This window comes from Brevundimonas sp. G8 (genome assembly GCF_902506205.1).
Classification (GTDB): domain Bacteria; phylum Pseudomonadota; class Alphaproteobacteria; order Caulobacterales; family Caulobacteraceae; genus Brevundimonas.
On record NZ_LR732816.1, the window covers coordinates 2,120,448 to 2,136,929 of the forward strand.

Consider the following 16,482-nt stretch of genomic DNA (forward strand, 5'->3'; position numbering starts at 1 on the left):
GCCAAAGCGGGGTGGAAAAGTTTCGTTACAGAGCACGCTTTTCGGCTGGACGCGCATCCCGCGATGTCGGAACCAAGCGCATTGCGAGAACCGCGCGAGCACAGCGCGGCCGTTTTTGTTCACTGGGGGATCACATCCATGACCGTTCCGGACGCCGGAAAACGCCAGGGCGCGGGCCTGGCCTTCGCCTATGTCACCACGCTGTTCTTCGCCTGGGGCTTCGCCACCTCGCTGATCGACCCGCTGATCGCGGCGGTGAAGCGCGTGTTCGACCTGAACAACGCCGAGGCCTTCCTGACGACCTTCGCCTGGTTCATCGCCTATGGGCTGATGTCGCTGCCGGCCGCCTCGGTGCTGAGCAAGCTGGGTTATAGCCGCTCAATTATCGGCGCCCTGATCGTCATGGTCGCGGGCTGTCTGATCGTGCCGGCCGCTACGGCCGCCGACTGGTATCCCGGCGTGCTGATCGCCCTGTTCGTCATCGCCTCGGGCGTGACCCTGTTGCAGGTCGCGGCCAATCCGCTGGTCGCCGAACTGGGAAGCCCCAAGGGCGCGTCCAGCCGACTGAACCTTTCGCAGGCCTTCAACTCGCTGGGCACCACGATCGGCCCGTGGCTGGGGTCGCACGTCCTGCTGACGGGCGGCGTCTTCGCCGCCGGCGCCGTCGTCACCGTCGCCACGCGCACGGAATCTCTACGCAGCATCGACATGGCCTTCCTGGGCATGGGATCCTTCTTCGCCCTGGTCGCCGTCTTCATCTTCACGGCGCGCAAGAAGATCAACGCCGCCGCGCCGGCCTCGACCGAAGCGGTGTCGCCGCTGAAGGCCTTATCTTCGCCCTGGGCCATCTTTGGCGCCCTGGCCATCTTCCTCTACGTCGGATCCGAAGTCGCCATCGGCGGCATGCTGACCAACTTCCTGGAAAGCCCCGACATCCTGAACGCCCCCATCGAGACGGCGGGCAAGATGGTCGCCCTCTACTGGGGCGGCGCCATGGTCGGTCGCTTCATCGGTTCGGCCGTCCTGACCAAGGTTCGCCCTGGCATTGTCCTGGTCTGCTGCACCGTGGCGGCGGGGGTCTTGTGCCTGATCGTCAGCCAGATCGGCGGCCCGACGGCGGCCTACGCCGTGCTTTCGATCGGCCTGTTCAACTCGATCATGTTCCCGACCATCTTCACCCTGACGCTGGAGCGGTCCACCGCCCCGACCTCGGCGACCTCGGGCCTGCTGGTCTTCGGCATCATCGGCGGCGCCCTGTTGCCTCAGGTCGCGGCGCACATCGCCGATGCGGCTGGCCGGCTGCAACCGGCCTTCGTCGTGCCGATGCTGGGCTATGTCGGCCTGACGATCTTCGCCATCGCCTGCATCCGCACCAAGGCGCGGGCCGAAGTGACCTCGACCGCCTCGCACTGAGGCCGGTCGTCGGACAAGACAAAGGGCGCGGAGGGAAAACCTCCGCGCCCTTCTTCATTTGCGCAATGGATCAGCCGTCGATCAGGGCCTGAAGGATCGGCGCCAGCCGGTCCCGCATCTCTTCGCACTGGGCCGGTTCGATGTTGAAACTGCCGCCGCCCAGTTCGCGGCTGATCGACATGCCCATGATGAAGCCGGCCAGCAGGCGGGCGCGAACCGTGGCGTCGGGTCCGCTGAGCCATTCCTCAAGCGGGCCAAAGAAACGTTGGGTGCAAGTGGACTGGACCATGTCCGCCGCCTTGGCCGAACCAATGGAGCGCAGCATGATGGACATGCCTTTGAGCTTGTCGGCCTTCTTGGGCTCGAAGACGATCTCGTGCGCCACGCGCCGGCCGAAATCAGCTTTCTCGCCCTGCATCAGAGCGCTGCCGTCGCCGCAACTGTCCAGCGCGGCCAGGAACAGGTCGTCCTTGGAACCGAAGTAACGGCTGATCAGCGCCGCATCGACGCCGACGTCTCGCGCGATGTCCCGCATTCCCACGTCATCATAGCTCTCGGCCGCGAATCTTTCGCGCGCAGCATCGAGAATGGCCGTGCGGGTCGCGGCGGCGTTTCTCGGGCGTGGGCCGGGACATAACAAGGTGATGACACTCCACAGGTGAATAACCGTAGATCACATATGGCTTTGTCAACGCCTGTTGACAAGCGCCGCGGCGCCGATCATTAAGTCACCACGCGTTGACAAGGCCGACTCCCCATCGGCCTCTGTCCGCACGACTGGGATTTTACCTCCGACAGGGAGATTGCGCAGATGCGCGGGCTGAAGATTGCGGCCGTATCCGTCATGGCGACGGGTGCGCTTTATGGTTGTTCCCCCAAGGCGGAGGCTCCGGCGCAAGGCGCGCCTCCCGTGACAGTGGCCACGCCGCTGAAGCAACAAGTCAGGGACTGGGACGAGTTCACGGGCCGCTTCGAAGCGGTCGAGAGCGTGGACGTGCGCGCTCGCGTCGGCGGCTATATCCAGGCGGTTCACTTCCGCGACGGTCAGATGGTCCAGCGCGGCCAACTGCTGTTCACCCTGGACCCGCGTCCCGCCCAGGCCGCTTTGGCCCAGGCTCAGGCCCAGGTGACCCAGATGCAGTCGCAGGTCACCCTGAGCCGCGCCAACCTGGCCCGCAGCGAGACCCTGCTGGCCTCGCAGGCGGTGTCCAAGGCCGAGTATGATTCCAACAAGGCCGCCGTCGACGCGGCCCAGGCCAATCTGGCCGCCGCCAACGCTGCCGTTCGCACGGCGCGTCTGAACCTGGACTACACCCGCGTCACCGCCCCGACCTCGGGCCGCGTGTCCGACCGTCGCGTCGATCCGGGCAATGTCATCGCCGGCGGTTCGTCGGCGGGCGACGTCCTGACCACCATCATCTCGGGCGGCCCGATCCACTTCGTCTTCGACGGTTCGGAAGCGGTGCTGCTGAAGTATCTGCGTGAGGGCGGCGCCAATCAGGGCGCGACGGTCAACGTCCGCCTGCAGGACGAGAGCACCTACAAGCACAGCGGCCGTCTCGACTTCTCGGACAACGCCGTGGACACCGCCTCGGGCGTCATCCGCCTGCGCGCCATCCTGCCCAACGCCGACGGCTTCCTGCGTCCCGGCATGTTCGGCAGCGCCCAGGTCGCCGGCGCCGGCGCCTACGACGCCCTGCTGGTGCCGGATTCGGCCATCGGCACGGATCAGGCCCGCCGCACCGTCGCCGTGGTCAACGCCGACGGCACCGTGACGAACAAGGCCGTTCAACTCGGCCCGATCGTCCAGGGCCTGCGCGTCGTCCGCTCGGGCCTGGCTCCGACCGACCGCGTCATCATCGCCGGCCTGCAACGCGCGGCCCAGCCGGGTTCCAAGGTCACGCCCAAGAACGGTCAGATCCAGCCGGTCGCAGCCGATGCGTCGCAAGCGCCGGTCACCCAGGCGGCCCCGGCGTCCAGCGCCTCGTTCGCCAACTCCATTCCCGCTGGCTAAGCCATGAACATCTCCCGCTTCTTCATCGACCGGCCGATCTTCGCGGCCGTGATCGCGGTGGTGATCTCCATCATCGGCATCGCCGCCTATCCGCTGCTGCCCCTGTCGCAGTATCCGGAGATCGCGCCGCCGACGATCACCATCAACGCCGCCTATCCCGGCGCCTCGGCCGAGACTCTGGCCGAGACCGTCGCCGCCCCCATCGAGCAGGAGGTGAACGGCGTCGAGAACATGCTCTACATCACCTCCTCGTCCACCTCGGACGGGGCGGTGGCGATCACCGTGACCTTCCAGCCCGGAACGGACCTCGATTCCGCACAGGTGCTGGTCCAGAACCGCGTCGCCCTGGCCGAACCCCGCCTTCCCGAGGCGGTTCGTCAGACGGGTGTCGTGGTCAACAAGGCCGAGAGCGGCTTCCTGATGATCCTGGGGCTGACGTCGCCCGACGGCACCCTGGATAACGACTATGTCGGCAACTACGCCAACTCGACGCTGCGGGACCGTCTGCTGCGCATCGAAGGCGTGGGCGCGGTTCAGGTGTTCGGCGGCGGCAACTATTCGATGCGCGTCTGGATCGACCCGGCCAAGGCGGCCGAGCGCGGTCTGACGGGCCCCGAGATCGTCGCCGCCCTGCGCGCCCAGAACGTCCAGGCTGCCGCCGGCTCCATCGGTCAGCCGCCCTTTGCCAACAACGCTTCCTCCTTCCAGCTCCCGGTCCAGGTTCAGGGCCGTCTGAGCGATCCCGAAGAATTCTCCAAGGTTATCCTGAAGACCGACGCCGAAGGGCGCGTCACCTATCTGCGCGACGTGGCGCGGATCGAACTGGGCGCTCAGGACTACGGCATTCGCGGCTTCTTCGACGGCAAGCGCGGCGTCGGTGTCGCGATCGTTCAGCAGCCGGGCGCCAATGCGCTGGGCACCGCTGATCGTGTCCTGGCCGAGGTCGATGCCCTCAAGGCCGAACTGCCCGCCGGCATGAACATCTCGGTGCCCTATAACCCGACCGAGTTCGTCGCCGCCTCGGTGGAGTCGGTTCAGCACACGCTGGTCGAAGCCGTCATCCTGGTCGTCATCGTGATCATGGTCTTCCTTCAGACCTGGCGTGCGGCCATCATCCCGATCATCGCCATTCCTGTCGCTCTGGTCGGCACCTTCGCGGTGCAGCTGGCGCTGGGCTATTCGATCAACTCCCTGTCCCTGTTCGCCCTCGTCCTTGCGGTCGGCATCGTCGTCGATGACGCCATCGTGGTGGTCGAGAACGTGGAGCGGGCCATCAGCGAGGGCCTCACGCCAAAAGAGGCGGCCTATCGATCGATGCAGGAAGTGTCCGGCGCCCTGATCGCCATCGGCCTGGTGCTGGTGTCGGTGTTCGTGCCGACCATGTTCGTGCCCGGCATCCCAGGCATCTTCTACCGCCAGTTCGCGGTCGTGATCGCCTCGGCCTCGGTCATCTCGCTGTTCGTGTCGCTGACGCTGTCGCCGGCCATGGCCGCCCTGCTGCTGAAGCCGCACAAGAAGGACCATGAACATGCCCGCAAGCCGGGCGTCCTGGGCACGGTCGTCTATTACGGCGGCTGGGCTGGACGTAAGTTCAACGAAGGCTTCGACTGGCTGTCGGACCGCTACGGCCGCTTGACGGCGCGTTTGGTGCGCACGGTCGGCCTGGTGCTGATCATCTATGCCGGTCTGCTGGGCCTGACGGCCTGGCGCCTGATCGATACACCCTCGGGCTTCATTCCCGAGCAGGATCAGGGCTTCCTGATCGGCGTCATCCAACTGCCGGCCGGCGCTTCGCTGGACCGTACCGAAGCCGTGATGACCCGCGCCAGCGACATCATTCGCCAGACCCCGGGCGTCGACGGCGCCATCGCCTTCGCCGGCCTGGACGGCTCCAGCTTCTCCTTCGGCTCCAACGCCGCGACCATCTTCGTGCGTCTGAGTCCGTTCGAAGACCGCACCAAGGAAGAGGCCGCCGCGGCCCTGGCCGGGGCCATCACCCAGGCCACCGGTCAGATCGAGGACGCGCAGATCTTCGTCATCGCCCCCCCGGCGGTTCAGGGTCTGGGCACGGGCAACGGCTTCTCGATGATGATCCAGGATCGCGAAGGCGCCGGCTATCGTCCGCTGGAAGGCGCGACCTTCGCCATGATGGGCGCCGCCGCCCAGGCGCCGACCCAGGTCAGCCAGGTCTTCTCGACCTACAATACCGCCTCGCCCCGCATCACCGCCGACGTCGATCGTGACAAGGCGCTGATGATGGGCGTCCAGCCCAGCGCCGTGTTCGACACTCTGGGGGTCTATCTCGGCTCGTCCTACGTCAACGACTTCAACATGCTGGGTCGTACCTTCCGGGTGACGGCGCAGGCGGAGCCGCAGTCCCGCGACGACATCGCCGACATCGCCAACCTGAAGACCAAGTCGTCGTCAGGGGCCATGGTGCCGATCGGTTCGGTGGCCAACCTGGTGAACGATTCGGGCCCGTCGCGGATCGTGCGCTACAACCTGTTCCCCGCGGCCGAGCTTCAGGGCAACGCCGCAGCCGGGGTGTCGTCGGGCGAGGCGCTGCAGATCATGGAAACCATGGCCGCGCAGAACCTGCCCCAGGGCTTCTCCTACGAATGGACGGGTCTGGCCTATCAGCAGAAGGCGGCCGGTTCGGGCGCGACGGTCATCTTCCTGATGGCGGTGGTGTTCGTCTTCCTGGTGCTGGCGGCTCAGTACGAGGCGTTCACGCTTCCGCTGGCGGTCATCCTGATCGTGCCGATGTGTCTGCTTGCGGCCATCATCGGGGTGAACCTGCGGGGTCTGGACAACAACATCCTGGTCCAGATCGGGCTCGTCGTTCTGATCGCCCTGGCGGCCAAGAACGCCATCCTGATCGTCGAGTTCGCCAAACAGGCCGAAGAAGAGCAGGGCATGAACCGGTTCGAGGCTGCGGTCGCCGCCGCCAAGACCCGTCTGCGTCCGATCTTGATGACCTCGTTCGCCTTCATCCTCGGCGTCGTGCCGCTGATGCTGGCGACGGGTCCGGGCGCGGAGATGAGGCAATCGCTGGGCACGTCCGTCTTCTCGGGCATGCTGGGCGTGACCTTCTTCGGCCTGATCTTCACGCCGGTCTTCTATGTGGTCAGCCGCTGGCTGTCCTCGAAGCTGCCGCAAGGCGACAAGCCCAAGCCGACCACGACCCCCGACCACTCTCCTGATCGGGCCGTGCGTTACGACGAAACCAGCGACCTGACCGATCCGAACGCTCCGGCGCCCGCGACCGGCCGGGGAGGGGACATCTGATGACCCGCAACAAGACCCTCAGCTTCCTGACCGCCGCAGCATCGAGCGCCCTGCTCGCCGCCTGCGCGGTCGGGCCCAAGGCGCCGGTCGCCGACCTGCCCATCGCCGGGACGGGGGGCTTCGTCGGCTCGGCCAGCCCCACCGTCTCGACCGCTGCGGCGCGCGACGACTGGTGGCGGCTGTATGAAGACCCGACGCTGGACGCCCTGATCCAGCAGGCCTTCGCCGAGAACAACCAGCTCGAAGCCGCCTTCGCCAACCTGCGCGCCGTTCGGGCGTCGCTGTCGGAGGCCCGCGTGGGCCGTTTCCCGACTACGACGACCAGTGGCGGGGTCACCCGGTCGCAGGGTTCGTCGGCCAGTCTGGCGGCTCAGCCCGGTATTCCCGCCGGCACGACGATCCCCGAGATCGACACCTATGACGTCGGGATCGAGGCCTCCTATGAAGTCGATCTGTTCGGGCGAGTGGGATCCACCATCCGCGCCGCCCGCGCCGACGCCCGCGCCGCCGAGGCCGCCCTGGCCACGGTCCAGGTGACGGTCGCGGCCGAGACGACTCGCGCCTATGCCGACACCTGCTCGGCCAATGCGCAGATCGCGGTGGCCGAACGGACGCTGGAACTGCAACGCAACACCGCTGAGCTGACCCAGACCCTGCTCGACGGCGGGGCCGGCACCGGCCTGGACGTGGCCAGCGCCCGCGCGGCCCTGGCCCAGACGGCCTCGACCCTGCCGACCCTGCGCGCGGCCCGCAACGAGGCGCTGTTCCGCCTGGCCACCTTGACCGGGGTCACCCCCGCCGAGGCCAGCCAGGCCGCCGCCGCCTGCGTTCGCCCGCCGCAACTCAGCCAGCCGATCCCGGTCGGCGACGGCGCGGCCCTCTTGGCGCGTCGCCCCGACGTGCGCGAGGCCGAGGCCAATCTGGCCGCCGCCGCCGCCCGCGTGAACGTGGCGACCGCCAATCTGTATCCGCGGATAACCTTGGGCGGTTCCTATGGTTCGACGGCGCTGGACGCCGACGGCTTGGGCGATTCTGGAAATACGCGCTTCAGCTTCGGTCCGCTGATCAGCTGGTCGTTCCCGAACGTCTTCGCCGCCCGCGCCCAGATCAAGGCCGCCGGCGCACGGTCGGACGCAGCCCTGGCCACCTTCGACCAGACGGTGCTGACGGCCCTGCAGGAGACGGAAACGGCCCTGTCCAACTACGCCAACGAACTGGACCGCCGTGCCGCCCTGACCGAGGCGCGCGACCAGGCAGCCCGCGCCGCCGACCTGTCGCGCCTGCGCTTCAACGCCGGCGCCGACAGCTTCCTGCTCGTGCTGGACGCCCAGCGCACCCAGGCCGCAGCCGATGCGGCCCTGGCCCAGTCGGACGCCCTGGTCACCACCTACCAGATCGCCCTGTTCCGGGCCCTGGCCGGCGGCTGGCAAGCCGACAGCTGATCGGTTCGCCTTAGCGGCAAGAAAGAAGGGCCGGGCGACACATCGCCCGGCCCTTCTTGTTTGCCTTCGCTATCTCAAGATAGCTGCGGGGCTTTGTATCAGGCCAGCATGCGCACCTTGGGCTCGCGATCCCACTGGCGGGTGCGGGCGGGGGCGAGGAAGGCCTCGGCGTCCTTGGACAGCTCGATCACGCCAGCGTCCGGCTCGACGCCCGCCTTGTCCAGCAGGGGCTGGGCCTCGGGCGTGTGGCCGACGGCCTTGAGGTGGCCGAAGGCGTCCTTGGCGAAATCGACCGCAGCGCCTTCCTTCAGCAACTGGGCGCAGCCTTCGTCGGACAGCACGATGGCGACGGCGTCGAACAGGACCGACGGGCTGCCGGCCAGTTGCCCGTCGGCGGCCAGGGTCTTGCCGCCCTTCAGCTTTGCGCCGCCGATCTTGGGCGCGACGATGAAGACCGAGCCCCCGTCGCCCTCGACCGTCGCACGAACGGCGTCGATGACCGCGCCGTCCGATCCATCGGCGACAAGGATGGCGACCTTCCGGCCCTTCAACGTGTCGGGATATTTGCCGACGATGCGCAGGGCAGGCGAGGCGTCCAGATCGACGGGGGCGACGGCCGGTTCCGACGCCTTGGGCAGAGGCAGGTTCAGGCCGTCGGCGACGCGCTGGGCCAGGGTTTCATCGACGTTCTGAAGATTGGCCAGAACGCGCTCGCGGACGTGGGACAGAGACACCTTGGACAGTTCGAACACGATGGCGCTGGCCAGGTGGGCCTGTTCGATCTCGGTCTGGGAGCGGAAGAACAGCCGCGCCTGGCTGTAGTGGTCGGCGAAGGTCTCGGCGCGCAGCCGGACCTTTTCGCCTTCGAGCGGCACGCGAGCGGTGCGGAAGCCGCCCTTGGGATCCTCGCGCGGGCCGCCGTCCTCGCCCGCTTTGGCCAGGCTGTTGGGTTCGTAATTGGCGCGACCCTTCGGCACGGCCATCTGCATATGGCCGTCGCGCTGGAAGTTTTGGAAGGGGCAGCCCTTGGCTTGGTTGATCGGGATCTGGTGGAAGTTGACCGTGCCCAGGCGTGATAGCTGGGTGTCCTGATAGGAGAACAGCCGGCCCTGCAGCAGCGGGTCTTCAGAGAAGTCGATGCCCGGTACGATATTGGTCGGCAGGAAGGCGACCTGCTCCGTCTCGGCGAAGAAGTTGTCGGGGTTGCGGTCCAGAACCATGCGGCCGATCACGCGGATCGGATAATCCTCTTCCGGCACAAGCTTGGTGGCGTCCAGAATGTCGAAGGGCAGGGCGTCGGCCTGTTCCTGGGTGAACAGCTGCACGCCGAACTCCCATTCGGGGAAGTCGCCCTGGTCGATGGCTTCATACAGGTCGCGGCGGTGATAGTCGGGATCGGCGCCGGCGATCTTGACCGCCTCGTCCCAGCAGGTCGATTGCGTCCCCAGCTTGGGCCGCCAGTGGAACTTGACCAGGGTCGCCTCGCCCTCGGCGTTCAGCAGGCGGAAGGTGTTGACGCCGAACCCCTCCATCATCCGCAGGCTGCGCGGGATGCCGCGATCCGACATGGCCCACATGACCATATGCATGCTCTCGGGCATCAGGCCGATGAAGTCCCAGAAGGTGTCGTGGGCGCTGGCCGCCTGGGGATAGCCCTTGTCGGCCTCCATTTTCACCGAATGGATCAAGTCGGGAAACTTGATCGCGTCCTGGATGAAGAAGACGGGAATGTTGTTGCCGACCAAGTCCCAATTGCCCTCGGTCGTATAGAATTTGACCGCAAATCCGCGCACGTCGCGCGGCGTGTCCACCGAGCCTGCGCCGCCGGCGACGGTCGAGAAGCGGGTGAAGAGTTCGGTCTTCTTGCCGACCTCGGTCAGGATCTTGGCGGTGGTGAAGTCTGACAGGCTGTCGGTCAGTTCGAAGAAGCCGTGGGCGGCTGAACCGCGCGCATGGACGATCCGCTCGGGGATGCGCTCGTGGTCGAAATGCTGGATCTTCTCGCGAAGAATAAAGTCCTCCAGCAGGGTCGAGCCGCGCGGGCCGGCCTTGAGTGAGTTCTGATTGTCGCTGATGGGCACGCCGTGATTGGTCGTGGTGCGGGTTTGCGGCGTCGAGGCGGTCTGGTGCAGTTCGCCGGCATTGCCGAGCGTGGACGCACCGGCGGATGTGGGTGTCTTGGCCATCTGGAAACCTTGGGGCGGCGGCGTCGACAGGGATGCGACGCGCGTTACCATCACAACGTCGCGGGAATGCGATGGTTCTGTGCGGCATCGCGCACAGGCGCAGCGGTGATCGCCCTCAGAAAAGTTCGCTCCGTATGCGGCGCGCCCTTCGCATGCGGCGAGGCGGAGTCTATGACGCGACGATGATCGCACGCCTTCGCCCCGTTCCGTTTGACCTCGGTCCCGTCCATTTCGTCGGCATCGGCGGCATCGGCATGAGCGGCATCGCCGAAATCATGTTGAAGATCGGCTATTCGGTTCAGGGTTCGGACGCCAAGGCCAGCGCCAACACCGAACGCCTGGAACAGCTGGGCGCTCGAATCTTCATCGGCCATGACGCCGCCCATGTGGGCGAGGGCGTCTCGGCTGTGGTCTATTCGACGGCGGTCAAGGCCGAGAACCCCGAGATGAAGACGGCGCGCGAGCGTCGCATCCCGCTGGTTCGACGGGCCGAGATGCTGGCCGAGCTGATGCGGCTGCAGTTCTCCATCGCGGTCGGCGGCACCCACGGCAAGACGACGACGACCTCCATGGTCGCGGCCCTACTGGACGCGGCGGGCCTGGATCCGACGGTGGTCAACGGCGGAATCATCAACGCCTATGGCACCAACGCCAAGGTCGGCGACGGCGACTGGATCGTGGTCGAGGCGGACGAGAGCGACGGCAGCTTCCTGCGTCTGAAATCGACGGCGGCCATCGTGACCAACATCGATCCCGAGCATCTGGACCATTACGGCGACTTCGACGGGGTGCGCAAAGCCTTCGTGGACTTCGTCGAGAACATCCCCTTCTACGGCTTCGCCGCCGTCTGCCTGGATCACCCCGAGGTGCAGCGGCTGGTCGCGGCCATCGATAACCGGCGGCTGGTAACCTACGGCGTCAATCCTCAGGCCATGGTGCGGGCCGAGAATATCGACATGGGGCCGGACGGCTGCCGGTTCGACGTGGTGTTCAAGGGCGCGGGCGCGGACGCCGACGAGACGCGGATCGACGGCCTGTATCTGCCCATGGCCGGGGGGCACAACATCGCCAACGCCCTGGCCGCCATCGCCGTGGCGCGCGAGCTGAACGTGGCCGACGAGGCGATCAGGACCGGCCTGGCCGGCTTCGGCGGGGTCAAGCGCCGCTTCACCACCACGGGCGTGGTCGGGGGCGTGCGCATCGTGGACGATTACGGCCACCACCCTGTCGAGATCGCCGCCGTCCTGAAGGCCGCGCGCCAGGTGGTGCAGAACGCCGAGGGCGACGGCCGCGTCATCGCCGTGGTCCAGCCGCACCGCTACACCCGCCTGCGCGACCTGATGGAAGAGTTTTCGACCTGTTTCTCGGACGCCGACGCGGTGGTCGTGGCCGACGTCTATGCGGCGGGCGAGGCGCCGCTGGACGGGGTGGACAAGCATGCGCTGGTCGAAGGGATCCGTCGTTTCGGCCATCGCTCGGTCCAGGCGCTGGACGGCGTCGAGGCCCTGCCGGGCGTGATCGCGAGCGAAGCCAAGGCGGGCGACTTGGTCGTGCTGCTGGGCGCCGGCGACATCACGTCCTGGGCCTATGCCCTGCCGGGGCAGTTGGAGGCGCGCAGCTAAAGTCTCCGCTCATCCCGGCAAAAGCCGGGACCCAGTTTTTTCGCGAGGCATTGCGTTGGACAGACAACTTGCCCCCTTCAAAATCAAACGCCCAAAGCACTGGGTCCCGGCTTTTCGCCGGGATGAGCGGATTAAAGATATGACTTGGCGTGACAATCTCCCCGACGTGCGCGGCAAGTTGCTGCTGAACGAGCCGCTGGCGCCCTTCACCTGGTTCCGGGTGGGCGGAAACGCCGAGGCCCTGTTCATCCCGGCGGACGCTCATGACCTAGCTGACTTCCTGAAGGCGCTGGACCCGTCCGTGCCCGTGACCGTGCTGGGCGTTGGATCGAACGTCATCGTGCGCGATGGCGGGGTCGAAGGGGTGGTGATCCGTCTGGCGGGCCGTCCGTGGGCGCAGATCACGACGGACGGCGACACGATCACGGCCGGTGCAGGCGCGCTGGATTCCATGGTCGCCAAGGCTTCTGCCAAGGCGGGCCTCGCCGGGCTGGAATTCTATGCCGGCATCCCCGGAACCATCGGCGGTGCCCTGACCATGAACGCCGGCTGCTATGGCTCGGAGACCAAGGACGTACTGGTCTCGGCTTGGGGGCTGAACCGCAAGGGCGAGCGGATCGATTACGGTCTGGCCGACTTCGGCTACACCTATCGCCATAGCCAAGCGCCGGCCGACATCCTGTGGGTCGAGGCCACCTATCGCGGCACGCCCGACGCGCCCGAGGCCGTCGCCGCCCGCATCGGCGAGATCACCAGCCGCCGCGAGACCACCCAGCCGATCCGCGAGAAGACCGGCGGCTCCACCTTCAAGAACCCGCCCGGCCATTCGTCGTGGAAGCTGGTCGATGAGGCCGGATGGCGCGGCAAGCTGCACGCCGAGACCGGCGGCGGGGCCATGTTCAGCGATCTGCACTCCAACTTCATGATCAATCCCGGCGAGGCCACCGCCGCCGACATCGAAGGCCTGGGCGAGGCGGTGCGCGCTGATGTCCTGGCCAAGACCGGCATTCAGCTGGAGTGGGAGATCAAGCGCATCGGTCGGGCGACCTAACCACAAAATTTCAATCGCGGGGGCGAGAAGGTTGATGGCTTGTTAAACATGTAGGCCGCAATCGGAGACGTCATGGCCCGCGCTTTCAAAGACCTTCATGTCGCCGTCCTGATGGGCGGCCTTTCCGCCGAGCGGGAGGTTTCGCTCTCCTCGGGCGAGCAGTGCGCGCAGGCGCTGGAGCGGCAGGGCGTGCGCGTCAGTCGCGTGGACGCCGGGCGCGACCTGGCCAATGTGCTGTCCGGCCTGATCCGGCCCGACGTGGTGCTGAACTGCCTGCACGGCGCCTGGGGCGAGGATGGCTGCGTCCAAGGCGTGCTGGAGACGCTGCGGATTCCCTATACGCATTCCGGCGTGCTGGCCTCGGCCCTGGCGATGGACAAGGACAAGTCCAAGGCCGTGTTGCGGGCGGCGGGCATCAAGGTGCCGGGCGGCGGCCTGTATGATCGCCACGAGGTCGCCAGCCGTCACGTCATCGACCCGCCCTATGTGGTCAAGCCGAACGCAGAGGGGTCGTCCGTGGGCGTCTTTCTGGTGCGCGAGGGCGCCAATCGGCCCGTCGCCGAGGTGGGCGAGCCGGGCTGGGCCTATGGCGAACAGGTCGTGGTTGAACCCTATATCGCCGGCAAGGAACTGTGCGTCACGGTGTTGGGCGAACCGGCCGGGCCGCGCGCCCTGACGGTGACCGACATCACCCCGACCAAGGGCTTCTACGACTATGAAGCCAAATACGCGCCGGGTGGTTCGGTCCACGTCTTGCCAGCTGTCCTGCCGCCCGCCGTGTTCGAGGCCGCGATGCGTCAGGCCGAGGCCGCGCACGTCGCCATGGGGTGCCGGGGGGTGTCGCGATCCGACTTCCGTTATGACGATGTTAAGGACGATCTGGTCCTGTTGGAGGTCAATACTCAGCCCGGCATGACTCCGACTTCGCTCGCGCCCGAGCAGGCGGCCTACACCGGGATGAGCTATGACGATCTGGTTCGGTGGATGGTGGAGGACGCCTCATGCCCGCGGTAGTTCGCGGCGGTCGGCGACAGAGTTCTAATCAGGCTCCCCAACGCGGCGCGGCTCCCAAAGGGGGAGGGCGGTCGCGTGGCGGGGCCAAGAACGCGTCCGCCATTCCCGGCAAGATGGCCGCCATTGGCCGTGTCGATATTTCACCCCGCACCGCCGTTATCGCCCTGGGCGCCGGTGCGCTTTTGCTGGTCGGGGTTCTGGCCACGGGCGCGCGCGCCGAACGGATCGGTGCGTCGGTCTCGCACGGCGTCGATAATCTGACGGCCGGCATGGGGCTGACGCTGAAGCGGGTGCACATCACCGGCGCCTCGCCCGAGGCCGAGCCCGCCATCCAGCAGGCGCTGGGTCTGTATTCCGGCCAGCCGATCACCAGCCTGGATCTGGACGCCATTCGCACGCGGGTGCAGGCCGTGGGCTGGGTCAAGGAGGCGCGCGTGGTGCGCCTGTTGCCAGACACCCTGATCGTCGAGGTCAAGGAACACGACCGTCTCGCCGTCTGGCAGGAGGCCGGTCAGATCAAGGTCATCGATGCGCGCGGTCAGGTCATCGACGGGGCCGATGCTCGCCGCTACCCGACCCTGCCGCTGGTCGTGGGCAAGGGCGCCGATGTCGCGGCCGGCGAGATCCTGCCGCTTCTGGCCCAGCGTCCGCGCCTGATGGGGATGGTGGACGCCCTGGTGCGCGTGGACGAGCGCCGCTGGGACCTGCGTCTCAAGGACGGCAGTCTGATCCAGCTGCCCGCCACCGAACAGGAGGCGGCTCTGATCCGCCTCGATGCGCTGGACCAGCGCGAACGCCTGCTCGACCTGGGCTTCGCCCGTGTCGATCTCAGAACCCCGGACGAGGTCGCCGTGCGACCCACCGGCGACGCCTAGGAACGCCAAGATCATGACCAAGCAACGCGGAGCGGCGAACGATCAGGGTCGGGGCATGGATCCTCGCGCCGGTCGCGCCCCCGTGATCGCGGCGCTGGACATCGGCCAGTCCAAGGTCTCGTGCTTCATCATGAAGCCCGACGGCGTGCGCCACGCCGACCGCACCATCCGCGTCGCCGGCGCCAGCCATGTCCAGTCCAAGGGCGTGAAGGGCGGAGCGATCATCAATATGGACGAGGCCGCTCAGGCAATCGGCCACGCCGTCGAACGCGCCGAGCGGGCGGCCCAGAGCCCGGTCTCCGGTGTCGTCGTCACGACCGCCATCGGCCAGATGGCCAGCCACCGGGTCCAGGCCCGTGTCTCCCTGGGCGCCAATCCGGTCGGCGACGCTGACCTGGCGCGCGCCATCGGCATGGCCCTGGCCCAGATTCGCCTGCCCAATCGCCGCCCAATCCACGTCCTGCCCATCGCCTGGTCGGTAGACGGGGCGCGCGGCGTGCATGATCCGCGTTCAATGCGCGGCGGTTCGCTGGGGCTGGACCTGCTGGTCGTCTCCATGGCCGAGAACGTGTTCACGACCCTGAGCCACTGCCTGGAGCTGGCGCACCTGGACTTGCAGGGCGTGGCCGCCGCGCCCGTCGTGTCGTCCCTCGCCGCGCTGGAAGAGGACGAGATGGATCTGGGCGCCGTCTGCATCGACATGGGCGGCGGCTCGACCAGCGCCGCCGTGTGGGGTGGGCGGTCCTTGCTGCATATCGAAAGCCTGAACGTCGGCGGTGATCACGTCACGTCCGACATCGCGCGCGGTCTGTCGACATCCAAGGCCGGCGCCGAACGGCTGAAGACCCTGCACGGCTCGGCCATGGCCAGCGCCAACGAGGACCGCGAGATGCTGGAGGCCCCGCCACGCGGCGAGGACGCCTCCGCCGGCCCGGTCATCGTCCCGCGCGCCATGTTGAAGACGGTCATCGCTCCCCGCGTCGAGGAAACCCTCGAATTGCTGCGCGACCGACTGAAGAACGCAGGCGTCGGCCTCGAACCCGGCGCGGGCCTGGTCCTGACTGGCGGCGCCAGCCAGTTGAATGGCGTGCGCGAACTGGCGGTGCGCGTCTTCGACCGCCCTGTCCGCCTCGGAAAACCCCAACGGGCGCCACATTTGGCCGACGCCGCCTCCGGCCCCGCCTTCTGCGCCACCGCCGGCGTCCTGCTCCGCGCCGCCTACGGCCCGCGCGAGGCCGTGTCGGCCAGGAAGCTGATGGCGCGCCAGATCACGGCGGCAGACGCGCCGCGCATCCACCGCGGTAACGTGGTGGGGCGGGTAGCCGGCTGGCTGCGGGATAATCTCTAGGCCGTTTTCGAAGAACCGCGATTGTGGCTGAACCGTCGAAAAACTGTGTCTAGATTGTTACATCCAAGTTTGGATTGTGTCTAAAAAGAGGGTGAAACCTTGTTCGACGCCATCCGGTCTCGTAGCAATGATCCCACAGCGGACCGAACTGTCCGCGATTCTGATTTTTGCAGTGGGGCTCATAGGCACATGATCAAGCGCAAGCATCTTTTTGGTACAACAGTTTTGG

General features: G+C 67.1%; 11 protein-coding genes. 9 read left to right on the plus strand and 2 right to left on the minus strand.

What is annotated here, in order from left to right:
- The first annotated feature begins 138 nt into the window (after nucleotides 1–138).
- Nucleotides 139–1,413, plus strand: coding sequence for a sugar MFS transporter (locus CHRYSEO8AT_RS10320; protein ID WP_159849744.1), 1,275 nt, complete (start codon nucleotides 139–141; stop codon nucleotides 1,411–1,413).
- Nucleotides 1,414–1,483: 70 nt separating this feature from the next.
- Here the strand turns inward: CHRYSEO8AT_RS10320 and CHRYSEO8AT_RS10325 are convergent, their stop codons facing one another.
- Entirely contained in the window at nucleotides 1,484–2,053 is a 570-nt protein-coding gene (locus tag CHRYSEO8AT_RS10325) for a TetR/AcrR family transcriptional regulator (protein WP_255451482.1), read from the minus strand.
- 171 nt (nucleotides 2,054–2,224) lie between these two features.
- Here CHRYSEO8AT_RS10325 and CHRYSEO8AT_RS10330 point away from each other — a divergent pair, with 171 nt between their 5' ends.
- The 3 genes from CHRYSEO8AT_RS10330 to CHRYSEO8AT_RS10340 are packed head-to-tail and all read left to right on the plus strand — an operon-like array spanning nucleotide 2,225 to nucleotide 8,157.
- Nucleotides 2,225–3,427 carry an efflux RND transporter periplasmic adaptor subunit gene (locus tag CHRYSEO8AT_RS10330; protein WP_159849745.1) on the plus strand — a complete coding sequence of 401 codons (1,203 nt, stop codon included), beginning with the start codon at nucleotides 2,225–2,227 and terminating at the stop codon, nucleotides 3,425–3,427.
- Between the two features lie 3 nt (nucleotides 3,428–3,430).
- The gene (locus CHRYSEO8AT_RS10335) at nucleotides 3,431–6,715 is read left to right on the plus strand and encodes an efflux RND transporter permease subunit (protein WP_159849746.1); all 3,285 of its coding nucleotides are present in this window, start codon (nucleotides 3,431–3,433) and stop codon (nucleotides 6,713–6,715) included.
- Nucleotides 6,715–8,157, plus strand: coding sequence for an efflux transporter outer membrane subunit (locus tag CHRYSEO8AT_RS10340; RefSeq protein ID WP_159849747.1), 1,443 nt, complete (start codon nucleotides 6,715–6,717; stop codon nucleotides 8,155–8,157). Before CHRYSEO8AT_RS10335 ends, CHRYSEO8AT_RS10340 begins: the two co-directional genes overlap by 1 nt.
- A 98-nt stretch (nucleotides 8,158–8,255) precedes the next feature.
- Here the strand turns inward: CHRYSEO8AT_RS10340 and CHRYSEO8AT_RS10345 are convergent, their stop codons facing one another.
- Nucleotides 8,256–10,343, minus strand: coding sequence for a catalase (locus CHRYSEO8AT_RS10345; protein ID WP_159849748.1), 2,088 nt, complete (start codon nucleotides 10,341–10,343; stop codon nucleotides 8,256–8,258).
- Between the two features lie 182 nt (nucleotides 10,344–10,525).
- Between CHRYSEO8AT_RS10345 and murC the strand changes: the two genes are divergently transcribed.
- The 5 genes from murC (at nucleotide 10,526) to ftsA (ending at nucleotide 16,253) form a co-directional block, all read left to right on the plus strand.
- Complete coding sequence (gene murC / locus CHRYSEO8AT_RS10350) at nucleotides 10,526–11,965, plus strand: UDP-N-acetylmuramate--L-alanine ligase (protein WP_159849749.1); 1,440 nt, start codon at nucleotides 10,526–10,528, stop codon at nucleotides 11,963–11,965.
- A gap of 139 nt (nucleotides 11,966–12,104) precedes the next feature.
- A complete protein-coding gene (gene murB / locus CHRYSEO8AT_RS10355; RefSeq protein WP_159849750.1) occupies nucleotides 12,105–13,016 on the plus strand; it encodes a UDP-N-acetylmuramate dehydrogenase in 912 nt (303 codons plus the stop codon).
- 72 nt (nucleotides 13,017–13,088) lie between these two features.
- The gene (locus tag CHRYSEO8AT_RS10360; RefSeq protein WP_159849751.1) at nucleotides 13,089–14,030 is read left to right on the plus strand and encodes a D-alanine--D-alanine ligase; all 942 of its coding nucleotides are present in this window, start codon (nucleotides 13,089–13,091) and stop codon (nucleotides 14,028–14,030) included.
- The gene (locus CHRYSEO8AT_RS10365) at nucleotides 14,018–14,905 is read left to right on the plus strand and encodes a cell division protein FtsQ/DivIB (protein ID WP_201304406.1); all 888 of its coding nucleotides are present in this window, start codon (nucleotides 14,018–14,020) and stop codon (nucleotides 14,903–14,905) included. The genes CHRYSEO8AT_RS10360 and CHRYSEO8AT_RS10365 overlap by 13 nt, the downstream gene beginning before the upstream one ends.
- A gap of 13 nt (nucleotides 14,906–14,918) precedes the next feature.
- The gene (gene ftsA, locus CHRYSEO8AT_RS10370; RefSeq protein ID WP_236547504.1) at nucleotides 14,919–16,253 is read left to right on the plus strand and encodes a cell division protein FtsA; all 1,335 of its coding nucleotides are present in this window, start codon (nucleotides 14,919–14,921) and stop codon (nucleotides 16,251–16,253) included.
- Nucleotides 16,254–16,482: the final 229 nt, after the last annotated feature.